Below are 11,944 nucleotides of genomic sequence, written 5' to 3'. Positions count from 1 at the left end.
ACGGACGCCGAGACTTTGGTTGTATTTACCTTACATTAACCAACCGTCGGGCATCGTTCTTATAAAGACGAGCGAATTGGATGCATTGATGAAAAGCCAAATAATCAACCAGCTCAGACGAGTCATTGCCGGTGACCAAAAGCGATATGGCAGGTTGGTCAAACACGACGGGCAGAACGGCTTCTCTGAGGATGCCCTGCAAGGCCTTGCAGACCTCGATGCACGAATTCCACCAACTGACGCAATTGTAGAACCTGCATCGCCACCGTCCTATGTCTATCGTGAAAGACTCTCGCCAAAGAGCGCAGCGGGGGGCGGCTTAGTCAAAGGTGATGACGGTGCAAAGCGTCCACATTATTGGGGTCACCGCGAACGCCTGCGGCAGCGGTTCCTAAAAGGGGGTCATGAGCCGATGCCCGAATACGAGTTGCTTGAACTTCTGTTGTTCAACGCAATTCCCAGGATCGACGTCAAACCGCTGGCTAAACGCCTATTGGCGGAATTCGGTGACCTCAACAGTGTGATTGCAGCTTCGAAGCATCGCGTCCTACAGGTCGAAGGGGCTAACGATTGGGTCTATTATCATCTTCGTGTCGTTGAAGCCTTTGGGCACAGAATGGCGCAAGCGCAAGTGATGAAGCGGGACGTTATGTCATCGTGGGAGGACTTGGTGACCTACTGTCGCACCGCAATGGCGCATCGTGAAGTCGAGCAGTTCCGCGTTTTGTACCTCGACCGAAAGAATGTTCTGATTGCCGATGAAGAACAGGCGCGGGGCACAGTTGACCACGTGCCGGTCTATCCGCGCGAGGTGGTCAAGCGTGCTCTGGAATTGAATGCCAGTTCGATCATCCTCGTCCACAATCATCCGTCCGGCGATCCGACTCCGAGCAAATCAGACATCACTATGACTGAACGTATCCAAGACGCCTGTAGCACCTTGGGTATTCTCGTCCATGACCACGTTATTATAGGAAAAAAGGAAGAATTTTCTTTCGGTTCAAGTGGTTTGCTACTCAAGTTATAGCCTGTAAATAGAGTTTGCGAGACGCGATTGATACGGAACCAATATCAGAATGAAGACCTTTTTGCCCGCTTTAGCACTTTTCCTCGCAACTTCCGCAAGCGCCGCCAGTCTGCATGTGCGAGACGCTGATACAATCGTCGTTGATGGAACGCCTGTGCGATTGAACGGTGTAGACGCTCCAGAACTGGGTACACAGTCTGGTCGGAACGCAAAGCGCTGGATGGTGAACTATCTGCGCGGCAAGTCGATATCCTGCGAATTGAACGGTGAGCGCACTTATGACCGCTGGGTAGGTATCTGCTATGCGGATGGACAGGACATAGGAGCCGCAGTAATTGCTGCTGGGCACGCTTTGGACTGTGCGAGGTATTCAGGGGGCCGATACAGGCATTTAGAGACACCAGCGGCCAAATCACGGCTAAAAAGAGCCCGGTATTGCAGATGAGGGCTTGGTTGTGTTGCTCGAACCTCTAACTGCTATCGTAATTCTGCTGACAGTTTTCTTTATTGTTTATCAGATCTTTGCCCTAGTCGGAGATATGGCTAGGGCGCGAGGCCACAGCCCTTGGCCCTGGTGGATTATTTCCCTTTGTTGGTCACCGTTCGGGTCTATGGCTATTCTGTGGTTATTCTTCGATGTTTTGAACGAAGAATAGCACAGCTGCGTTGCCTGAGAGTTTGCCGTGCATTTGGCACTTTTCCGTCTGGGGATACTCATGGGTCAGTCAAAAAAAGGGAAGAAAGTTATGGCTGACTATTCAATGTGCCACTTGTGCAGCCGTCCTATTAGGGAAAACTCACGATGGTTTGGGCGAAACAAATGGGGCATAGAAATATGCCATAGGTGCACCGAAAGCGGTGTGACGGAGGGGCTATCTCCAGCGCAAAAACGGCAATTTGATGTGTTCATGACCTCGCATGGGTTCAGTGTTAAGCTTAAGCAAAATAAACGAGGGTTCGCCATGCTGCCCTTTAAGCTGGTGGCCATCAAGGATGCGGAAACCTCAGGGTAATCAAAGGGTGGTCAGTCCCGGTTGTTCTGGCTGCGATATGCCGCCCATCGCCGTTTCTGAACCTCGGCAATTCGCTTCTTTCCGGCCTCGGTTGTCGGCCCGGTGGACATGCCCCCGTGAAACCGGCAACGCCTCTTCCCAGGCTCCGACAGAGCGCGGCAAGGGTGGCCCTTACGGGTTTTTGCGCCGCAAGGCACCCGGCGTGTTGCTTTCCGTCGCTCTGCGGCCTTTCTGGCGCGCTGTATCTCCACTTCTACCTTGTGGTCGAGTGCTTCTTTCTGGTTGTCGCGGAACCTGCTCCAATCAGCCAACAGAAGTTTGGACAGATCCAAAGCCTCACAGATGTCCGCACAAGCGCCCCAGCGGCTAAGGCGTGTTCTGTTCTCCCAATAACTCACTGTATGCCGACCACAGCCCACCAGCCTGCCCAACTCGGTTTGATTGAGACCACGGGCCTTGCGGGCCGCTTTGATATCCTTGCCGGTCAACATCTGCCTGAATCCTTCTTTTTAGGGCCTCGCAAAACACGGCAGAATAAAACCCCATATCGCGCGCACATCGAGACCGGAAGAAAATCTGCAAAACCTAATGACCGCCTCAAATTTCCGGCAGGCCAGTAAGAGCCTTACGCGCGCGTGCGTGCTGGTCAACTTACTGGTATCTAACACCCCACCACGCGCGCGCTCGGATTGACCCCGGATTAATCTACATTCTGTCATAGACCGCCTCTATTTAAGCGTCAGAGTGTTTAACCTCATGAGGTAGCACAGTGGCCAAACGGCCCAATACCCGTGCTTCTCTGGCCAGTGCCTGTTTTCTTATCCGCAAGTATGTGTGCCAGCGCATCAGCTTCGGCTTTGGTGGAAAGGGTTGCTCAAGACCGCCTTTGATCTGCCCGAGACCGCGACGCACCTTGAACGCCTGTTGGTAATCCCTGTCCTGAATGCCCTTGGCTTCTGACGCATACCGCAGCCCGAGGCACAGGCGGCATTCGAGAGGGTAGAGAACACCACAGCGCCGATCGCAGCCGGGACACAGGAACCACACCCGTAGCCCACCCAGGTTGCACGGGGTTCGATCCAGTTCCACACGGCACCCTCCCACAGTGACCCAATCACGCCCCGCTGTGTCAAAGTCCCCAATCCGTGTTTGCTGAACGGCTTCACAAATCAATTGGCTAAACCCCGGCTTTCCATCAGCTCAAACACGTGAGCCGCTATCGGGGGCCACGTCAGAAGGTCACGCGAAGCCCTATCCGTGTCATAGGTGCCTTGTCCGATCCTGTAGTGGCCGAAAAAGGCGGGCAGCAATTCTTCAGTGCTGGATATTGCCGAGATATCAAACCCAATGTGCATCAGATACTTACCCAGTTCCTCGGCACCTTGCTCCGCGAAGTCCAACAGAATTCCGGCAAGCAGGTTCTTGGATTCTTCGGGCGGTAGGTATTGGGGGCTATCCGTCATTGGGTTTCTCCCATTGCCGCGTTTTCCCGTTCCATACCTTGCCGTTCGGGCCGTGCTGTTCCCATTCGGATAGGTTTCGCCAATCGTCCAGGCTGACAACCTTGCCGGTCCATGTTGTAGGACGACTACTCAAAGTGGGGCGTTTCGGTGTTTCAGAACCTTTCCCCTCGGCTTCCACCCGGCACCCAGCAGAAACCATTAAAAAGCCATCTGGTCCCTTTTTTGTTTGGTTATTATCGGAAGGCCCCGTGCCAGCAGAAACCAGCAAAAAGCCCTCTCGGGTAGTGCTTGCGTCCCTTTTTGCTGGTTCTTGCTGGGCGGTCATAGCGCTGGGTGCGCCCTTGAGATTAAGGCTTTCCGACCTTTTTGCTGGTTCTTGCTGGGTGCCGGTAAGGGAAGGGGCAATTGCTTCGGCCTGGCGCGCTATGTCTAACCACCTGCTCATGTGTCGAACCTCAATTTAGGATTGACCGCATAGTCAACGCTCGGGCTACCACCAGTGGAGGAACGGACCTCACGCACCCAATCAGCCTCGATCAAGATTGCCAACGCTGCCTTGACCTGTTTCGATTTCGTGAGCCCAGAGCGACGGCGATTGTAAATGTCACGGGCCTTGAACAGTTGCAGCCCCTCGGCACGAATGACGCTTGCGATTGACTGTGCTGCCTCCATTTCAGGTGGAACCCTAACTGCACCATAAGCGCGGTACGCGTGATGGCGGAGGTACTCGCCCACGAAGTGGCAGGCGCGGCCTACATGGCTTTCGTCAATGGTGGACGGGTACGATGCGCCCTCGGTAGCGGCCCAATCCAGATGCGCCAGTACATTGGAGACACGGACAACCAAACCCGGCATCTTACCGATATGGCTTTTGAATAAGCCGGATGCGCTCGCCTCCCAACCCCTGCATTGCTCGCGAAATTGCTGCAAGATATCTGCGGCAGGATCACTGAAAGGAACGAAGAATGGACGTTTTCCGCCATCCTCATCGACTGCGTGAGGTAAGGCCCTGAGTTGCGAAATTCCGCGAACCATACGTGCGTCATCAAGGACAGCGGCAGGCCGCGCAATAGGCACCGGATCCGGGAACACCACCATGAATCGGGCAAGTAAGCCGTCATCATCCGCTTTGACCAAGAGGTCGGACAGTCGGTCAGGCTGAGTTCCCCCGACGATGGCAACGCTCAGGTGGTCAACGATAATCGGCTCGGGGCTGTTCTTTCGATCGATGGTGTAACTGCGCCCGCCATATGCTTCCAACCAGAACGGGCGGTCTCCGCCACCATTGTAGCGATCCATGCTGGATAACCAGCCGGAAAGCTCATCACGCGCCAATAGCAACCCGCGCCATGTTGAAGAAAGCAACTCAGCAACTTTTTCGGTTGTGATATCTGTTATGCTGATCCGTTCCCGAACCGGGGGCTTGCCTGCGTCGGCCTCATTAGGTTTTGCAGGCGGTTCCAAGCCCTCGGCTACGGCGGCTTTGGCATCTGCTTTCCATTGCGCCAAAGCGAATGAGGCCAGTTCATTTTCGGCCTCCCATTTTTCTCGGTCGCGCCGATAATCTTCCGATAGAAGGCGCTCAATCTCTTTGACAGGATCAAGAACGCTATCCAACGCTGGGCTTTTACCAGCCGACGGATCACCAATCAGCATTGACCATAGGACAGGAGGTTCTTTCCACCCGTCCCAAGGAACAGCCCAGCGGGTATTGCCGATTGCAGCGCCAGCAACACTCAGCAATGTCAGAGCCACATAATCAATTGGCACGTTCTTGACCGCTGCCGCCGACTTGATCCAGTTCGACCAAGGGCCAAACACGGCGTCAAATTCAGTTTCGCTCATCTGCGGTGCCTCGGGGCGGTTCGGAATGCCAAAGCTCATATCCGGTTCTGGCCATTGTGAAGCGGGGTCGAATGGAACGATGTTCGGTGTTCGTCGGTCTGTCATTTTACTGCTCCCTCTATCAGGGCGTCATTCCAATCCTGTCCGCCTGGTGCGGGCATCATCGATACAGTCCAGCCAAGGGTGTGAGCCCGAGAGGCGAGCTTATCGCCCGCTTCCCATCCGGCTGGGTCTCCGTCTGTTGCGATAATCAACGCCCCCGGTTTTTTGGGAAGGCGCAGAGCCTTCATTCCCGAGGTGCTGAGCGTGGCCCACACCGTAGCAGGGCCGCTGAACATGCCTGAAAGCAGGGATAAACCTGTCTCGATGCCCTCGCACACTACAAGCGGCTCTACGGCCTCTGACAGCACAACCGCGCCGCCAGAGCATGGCCCCAACATCATCTTGGCGTTCTTCGTCAGCCGATTACCCTTCTTGTCGAAGAACGTCCGGTGAATGCCTCCGGTCGTGACCTGAGCAACCATAGCCATGCACCAAGACGTTGACGGGCCATGAAAGATATCCGGGGCGAAACGCAAAGAAGGGGGTAAGGGGCAGGTGATACCGCGCCCGCGCAGATAGGCCTCGGCTTTGGTGCGCTCAATGGGGCGACAGGCATCCCAGATCCCGCGCGCCTGGTCGCGCTTTTGCGCCTCGTATTCCTCGCGCTTTCTGTCTGCCTCTCGCTGCGCTTCGGGATCGGTCCGCGCCGAGCTGGCCGGAACGTTGGCCGCCTCGGCAATGTCACTGAAGCTGCAACCGCTCTTGAAGCAGTACAGCAGCAGTTTGCCACCGGATTCTGATACTGAAAGCGCGTTCTGGTCTTTCCGGCGTTCCTGCTGGCACACAGGGCAGGGGACAGAGCCCCGCCCGTTGCGCCAGACGCCGCCAAGCTTGTAAGTCAGGTCTTTGGCGTTCACGTTGCACCTCCCTCGAAAGGTGGAACCACGGCAATCGCATCTTGCTTGCGCGGCTTCTGAATGGCCGCGTCAAAAGCGTCCTGAAGCGAGGTGTAGGAACCGAGGGGGTAGCTACAGCCTCGATAGTAACCGCGCACAAGGTGCGTTCCGTCGCGCTTGACCCAGATGGATATAGTTTGGAACTGCTTGATGTTCTCAGCTTTCATGACGCACCCCCCTTCCGGTTCATCACATCCACCAACGCTCGCAATACTTCGTGCAGGAGAGTTGCGTCGAAAGTGATACCCCGATTGGAGGGGCGCATGTTCCCCTTTTGAGCTTTGGACCAAACGCGAAAATCTACCACGTCGGCACCAGGGCAAGGCTTACCCTCAATCGGGGGCCGGGAAATGCGGATTTCTTCACGCTCATTGCATTGAACTGTAATCATCATGACCGGCCCTCCCCGTAGTAAAGGCTGGCAATCAGACGTGCAGCGACCTCGGAAAGGCCGAACCTGCGGCGCAACGTGCGGGCTTGAATATCGATCGATGTCATGACTTCACCGCCTGACTGTCGATCCGTTCGACCTTGCTGACCAATCGAAACACGCCGTAGGTTAGACGGCCTGTATCCGGGTCGTTGCTGTAACGGTCGGTCTTAATCTCCACGTGGTACTCATGACGCAGCAGGTTGACGTAGTGGCTGATCCGGCAACGTGAGGCGCAATAAATTGGGCTCTTCCACAGTGCCTCAAATACACGGCGCGTGTTTTTGTTGATGTGGATCGTGTGGCTGTCGCCATCACTGTTTGTGATTGCGAACTCGGCCATATCCGTCAGCGCAGGCAGGTCCGCCCAGCGTTGAACGTACAGAGTGTTTTTCGGTTCCTTTGTCGGGGTTTTGCTACCTCTACGTGCAGCCATTTGCTCTATCCTCACTTGCGCGAAGGGGGCGAATAATGTAAGCATGGAGCGTCTAAGCCGTTACCGAAAATAACGAAATCGCCCGTGCCCATGCAGCCCCATGGCGCGGGTTTCGTTTATGCGGCCTGACGCTCGGACAGCCATTCTGCAATTTTGCTTTCAGGCCAGCGAACGGCCTTGCTGCTCACACGGATCGGACGGGGGAACTCACCCTTATCCATCATGTCGTAAATTGCACTGCGGCTCAGGCCGGTGATTTCTTCAACTTCGGTGCGGCGATAATGCTTTTCCAGCATGTCGGTATTCTCCTGCATTCAGTGGAACATGCAGGAAGGTTCGGGGGACAAAGCGCGAAGAAAAAGCCGTCACGAAAAAAAATGCGTATCGAAACGGCGTAGAGATTTAGTTAAGTCGCTTGCGACCAGGCTTTCCAAGCTCGGGACGCGACTCGCGTGCCCTACTCCATGCTCTCTCAAATCCCCGCGACGTAAGGTCATTTCCAAATAGAGCTTTCATTTCAGCACGAGTGAAGGTTTCACCCCTGTCAAATGCCTCCACTATTGTTTTACTCGCGATTTCTTCGCTAACGCCATTCGGTTCACTCACGTTTAGGTTTTCTATGTCACTTTCAAATGAATAAATGTCTTCTTCACGGAAAACGACCGAACACCCTTTGAAGTCACCCACATCTAATATTGGCTTGCTCCCCCTTAAAACGGGGATCGAGTACATTATTCGAAACACGTAGAGCGCGAAGCCAGCCGGAAACCCAAAGATAACAGATAAATATAGAGCGGTACCAATTAGTGGCATTTCAAAAAAATGCGGGTGGGAGATGTTTTGAAACAATGAAAGTGCAGCTAACGCAACCAAGAACATGCTGAGGCACAAGGCAGCGGAGTAGTGCACGAATGGGAGAAGCGAAAAGAAGAAATCTCGTATTCCCCTGATTTTCCTCTGCTTTGACTTGCCCCCTTCCACCCTGATCCTTGCTTCGCTTAGATTTCTTACCTGTCCTGACCAAAGCGAAAAAAGATAGTGATCCCTACCACTGGGTGTAAATTGGTAGAGAAACGCAGGACCTATTCTAAACAGTTGGCCATTTGGATGAAGCGCACCACCTACAGGCACTGAACCAACAAAAACCCGAAAATCCTCAAAAGCCTTTTCTTGCTGTTCACGCTTACTTAGCTTTCTGTATTTTGGGTCAGACAAATTCGTGACAAAAAGCCTCTGGATAACGTCAGGCGCAGAAATCCATCCCTCCGGAGCAAACATCAACCAATCCTCACAATTTCAGCCTGTTTCTGGGTCACGAAATCCGCCCAGCGTTGCATGAGAATACGCCGCTGGTCGAGGTGATCCGTGCGGCGATAAGCGCGCTCTACACTTCCGCCAACGACATGACCCAAACAAGTTTCGGCAACTTCGTGTGGGGTATTTGTGGTCTCTGCCACCCAATCCCGAAAGCTTGACCTGAAACCATGAGGCCGAGCCTGCATGTCTCGGCGCTCCATTAGGCGAGACATTGTTGCGTCTGAAATGACACCTTTGCGGACGCTGGGAAACAGATAGCCATCACGCGCTTGTTTCTTGGCGGCTTCAATCACTTCCAAAGCGGGAGCCGACAGCGGGACTCGAAAGTCTTCGGTAGCATCTCTTCGGCCTTTGACTATCTCAGCAGGGATCGTCCAAACGTTTCTGTCGAACTGATCCTCATGCGCGTAACGTATTGGGCCAGAACGAACTGCCGTTAGGATCAACAGTCTCAACGCAAAGTGCGTCGTCGTAGCTTCATTTAAGCTGGCGTAGAATGCGGGAACTTCTGCCCACGGTAGCGCCGGTATATTCTTGGGCTTATGGCGCTGTTTTCCCAAAAGGGCGCGGGCCTTCATTGTAGCTTGGAGATCCACGTCCAATCCAAGAGCCGCAGCATGTTTAAGGCATATTCCCAGGCGGTCCATGGCTTTGCTGGCTGTCTCTGCCTTTTCATGCCAAATCGGTGCCAGCGTGTCGCGAATGTCAATCTGGTCGATATCTGCAACAGGCACTTTCCCGAGTTTAGGCAAAACGTGAAGATCCAAAGGCGAGAACCAGCGCCCTGCCTTACCATCACCTTTTAGTTCGGCTTTGCGGGACTCGAAGGCATCAAGAGCAATGTCCTTTAGAAGGTGCATGTTTCGCTCTAGTTGTCTTCGCTCGCGTTCCCGTTCCTTGATGGGGTCCAAGTTTTTCCGCGCGACCATACGCCACTTTTCGGCGTCTTCTCGAGCTTCTTTCAGTGAAACAGATGGGTAGGCACCAAGGCCCATTTCCCGGCGACGACCGTGAACAGTTACAAGCAGTACCCACTTTCCGTGCGCCTGGTCGCGCTTGTGCAGCCACAGCCCGCCGCCGTCGCCATACTTTCCGGCATCGGCAGTCCTAACTTTAGCTCCACTAAGTTTGTTTGTTTGGCGCATTGGTGGAAAGTGCTTTCTGGCGGTCCAACTTTCAGTCCCACTACTATATCTTGTATATCACGGATTAATTAGGAACAACCCGGAACAACAATGACATGGCAACCTTAAGAAAAAAAGCAATTTACCCAAAACACCGGAATTGCATGGAATGCTCTGGAAGCTTTGTTCAATGCCCTCCACCCGCACCAAACTAACCTCTTGAAACAAAAGAAAAGCCTTGCAAATATGGGCGCTTATTCGTTTGAAGGTTACAAATTTTGTTACAAATGGTGTTCTCATGGCAGGCAAGGTTCGTCACCTGATCGACCGCAATGGACGGTATCATGCGCGGCTGGTGGTCCCGAAAGACTTACGCGGAATCATCGGCAAGACCGAGCTTCGCACCCCGCTAGGAGGCGACTACCGTCAGGCGCTCAAGCTGCTTCCGGGAGCGGTAGCTCAGCTTCAACATCAGATCGCCTTGGCTGAGCAGAAAGCCAATCAGGGGCGACCATTGGCAGCCGTGGCGCGGTATCCTTTGGCCCCAGATCAGATCGCACACAGCCACTACACGCAGCGCATGGCTTTTGATGACGAACTGCGCAACGATCCACGCTATGCGTCGGTCGGTATTGACGATCTGCTGGTTTGCCGATTACGCACCGCGATTGCTGGTAACGCCGATAACTCTGAGCTAAGGAAGTTGGTTGGCGCACAGATTGAACGCTTCCGGGTTGCTGGCAATCTGGATGCGGCACCGGGAAGCACCGAATGGCGAACTATAGCCCGTGCCCTTTGCCAAGCTGAACTTGAGGCCCTAGCGCGCACCGCTGAGCGCGATGAAGGGGATTTCAGCGGCAAACCCACTGCGCCGATCATTGTGAATGCACGACTTCCTGAACAGGCCGTTGAGCGTGTGAGCCTAAAAAAGCTCTGGACCGATTACGTTGATGGCCGCGTTCAGGCTGGGTTCATGCGCGACAACGGTAAGCGTCTGCGCCCGGTTGAAGAAAGGCTGCGCAAGTTTCTAAGACACGACGATGCCCGGCGTGTGACCAAGAAAGATATCATCGGCTGGCGTGACCATCTGAGAAAAGACCTGTCCGCAAAGACAGTGAACGATATCTACCTGTCGGGGGTGAGGTCGCTATTCTCTTGGGCCGTTGAGAACGACCGGCTGCCCGAGAACGTCGCGGCCAACGTCAAACAGCCCAAGCCCAAAAAGGTCTATGGTCGCGAGCGCGGCTACACAGATGTTGAGGCCGGAAAAGTGCTGAAAGCCACGCGCACTTACCAGCCAGTCGCAGATGTGAACGGATATGTCAGAGAGTCAGAGAAGGCGGCAAATCTGAAGCGCTGGGTGCCTATCATCTGCGCCTTCACTGGTGCGCGCGTTTCAGAAATCACGCAGCTACGCAAGGAGGATTTACGCCAAGTTGATGGGCAATGGGTGGCGCGGATCACACCAGACGCAGGCACCGTCAAAGCAGGTGGTTATCGCGACGTGCCGTTGCATCCCCAGATCATCAGCGAGGGTTTTTTAGACTTTGTGGCGAGTTCTGCACCCGGGCCTCTATTCCATAACGCTGACAAGCCCGAGAAATACAAGCGGGCCGCTGAGATTGTATCGAACAAGCTTTCCGACTGGTTGCGTGAGAGCAAACTAACCCCGGAAGGCTTGCAACCAAACCACGCTTGGCGACACCGGCTCAAAACCCAATGCCGTGAACTCGGTATCTCAGATCGCGTTGTCGATGCCATCCAAGGCCACGCCGGGAAAACGGCAGGCGACGATTACGGCGACGTGACGCTCAAAACCAAGATCGACGCAATTGTGAAGCTGCCATTCTATGTATTGAGTTAACGAATTGAATAACAAATTAAACTTAGGAAATTGACCAACCATCTAACGCTACTTCGTTCCAGTCGGGCATTATCAACATGGCTCGACTTGGAACCAATGCGCAATATGATGCCCTTGTGCCCAATTAGACTGGATGTTGCGTTCGAGAGCTGGGCGTTGAGCAAGAACGACGTTCCACCGGTCGTAGCGGTCATTCCCGAGGTGGAACAATTAACCTTAGTCCACCTTAATTCAGTTGTGTATGATTCCGCATCAGAACGTGGATTTAATCGCTATATGACACTAGGATTCTAAGCGTGCTTTGTTTCGTCTATAGTTCACGACCGGATTGTTTTCAGCCGACCACTGAACCCACATTTCCCAAGTAAGGCGCTGATTTCGCTGTCCTGACCATTATATTTCCTATATAAAACATGGTGTTGAAGGC

General features: G+C 53.9%; 13 protein-coding genes. 3 read left to right on the top strand and 10 right to left on the bottom strand.

Features of this window, described 5'->3' with window-relative positions:
- Positions 1 to 88 precede the first annotated feature (88 nt).
- Both radC and AC2FFD_RS05220 read left to right on the top strand, forming a co-directional pair.
- A complete protein-coding gene (gene radC / locus AC2FFD_RS05225) occupies positions 89 to 1,027 on the top strand; it encodes a RadC family protein (RefSeq protein ID WP_496872745.1) in 939 nt (312 codons plus the stop codon).
- A 49-nt stretch (positions 1,028 to 1,076) separates the two neighbouring features.
- A complete protein-coding gene (locus AC2FFD_RS05220; RefSeq protein ID WP_496872283.1) occupies positions 1,077 to 1,472 on the top strand; it encodes a thermonuclease family protein in 396 nt (131 codons plus the stop codon).
- 579 nt (positions 1,473 to 2,051) lie between these two features.
- On the opposite strand, the gene AC2FFD_RS05215 is transcribed toward AC2FFD_RS05220, so the two are convergent.
- The 10 genes from AC2FFD_RS05215 to AC2FFD_RS05170 form a co-directional block, all read right to left on the bottom strand.
- Positions 2,052 to 2,531: an HGGxSTG domain-containing protein gene (locus tag AC2FFD_RS05215; protein ID WP_496872281.1), complete on the bottom strand. Its 480-nt coding sequence runs from the start codon at positions 2,529 to 2,531 to the stop codon at positions 2,052 to 2,054.
- A gap of 678 nt (positions 2,532 to 3,209) precedes the next feature.
- Positions 3,210 to 3,503, bottom strand: a complete 294-nt coding sequence (locus AC2FFD_RS05210; RefSeq protein ID WP_496872280.1) for a hypothetical protein — start codon at positions 3,501 to 3,503, stop codon at positions 3,210 to 3,212.
- Positions 3,493 to 3,948: a hypothetical protein gene (locus AC2FFD_RS05205; RefSeq protein ID WP_496872278.1), complete on the bottom strand. Its 456-nt coding sequence runs from the start codon at positions 3,946 to 3,948 to the stop codon at positions 3,493 to 3,495. The genes AC2FFD_RS05210 and AC2FFD_RS05205 overlap by 11 nt, the downstream gene beginning before the upstream one ends.
- The gene (locus AC2FFD_RS05200) at positions 3,945 to 5,453 is read right to left on the bottom strand and encodes a YfjI family protein (protein WP_496872276.1); all 1,509 of its coding nucleotides are present in this window, start codon (positions 5,451 to 5,453) and stop codon (positions 3,945 to 3,947) included. Before AC2FFD_RS05200 ends, AC2FFD_RS05205 begins: the two co-directional genes overlap by 4 nt.
- Entirely contained in the window at positions 5,450 to 6,307 is an 858-nt protein-coding gene (locus AC2FFD_RS05195; RefSeq protein ID WP_496872274.1) for a DUF7146 domain-containing protein, read from the bottom strand. The genes AC2FFD_RS05200 and AC2FFD_RS05195 overlap by 4 nt, the downstream gene beginning before the upstream one ends.
- On the bottom strand, positions 6,304 to 6,513 hold the full coding sequence (locus AC2FFD_RS05190; RefSeq protein WP_496872272.1) for a hypothetical protein: 210 nt from the start codon (positions 6,511 to 6,513) through the stop codon (positions 6,304 to 6,306). The genes AC2FFD_RS05195 and AC2FFD_RS05190 overlap by 4 nt, the downstream gene beginning before the upstream one ends.
- Positions 6,514 to 6,840: 327 nt before the next feature.
- Positions 6,841 to 7,212: a hypothetical protein gene (locus tag AC2FFD_RS05185; protein WP_496872270.1), complete on the bottom strand. Its 372-nt coding sequence runs from the start codon at positions 7,210 to 7,212 to the stop codon at positions 6,841 to 6,843.
- Positions 7,213 to 7,328: 116 nt separating this feature from the next.
- Positions 7,329 to 7,508, bottom strand: coding sequence for a helix-turn-helix transcriptional regulator (locus AC2FFD_RS05180; protein WP_496872269.1), 180 nt, complete (start codon positions 7,506 to 7,508; stop codon positions 7,329 to 7,331).
- Between the two features lie 106 nt (positions 7,509 to 7,614).
- The gene (locus AC2FFD_RS05175; protein WP_496872267.1) at positions 7,615 to 8,490 is read right to left on the bottom strand and encodes a hypothetical protein; all 876 of its coding nucleotides are present in this window, start codon (positions 8,488 to 8,490) and stop codon (positions 7,615 to 7,617) included.
- Positions 8,490 to 9,674: a tyrosine-type recombinase/integrase gene (locus AC2FFD_RS05170; RefSeq protein ID WP_496872266.1), complete on the bottom strand. Its 1,185-nt coding sequence runs from the start codon at positions 9,672 to 9,674 to the stop codon at positions 8,490 to 8,492. The genes AC2FFD_RS05175 and AC2FFD_RS05170 overlap by 1 nt, the downstream gene beginning before the upstream one ends.
- Before the next feature lie 277 nt (positions 9,675 to 9,951).
- Between AC2FFD_RS05170 and AC2FFD_RS05165 the strand changes: the two genes are divergently transcribed.
- Positions 9,952 to 11,517, top strand: coding sequence for a DUF6538 domain-containing protein (locus tag AC2FFD_RS05165; protein WP_496872264.1), 1,566 nt, complete (start codon positions 9,952 to 9,954; stop codon positions 11,515 to 11,517).
- The last annotated feature ends 427 nt before the right edge of the window (positions 11,518 to 11,944 follow it).

This window comes from Ruegeria sp. YTSC002, assembly GCF_059609845.1.
Note: the sequence above shows the minus strand (reverse complement) of the source record. Positions and strands in the feature narration are given on the sequence as shown.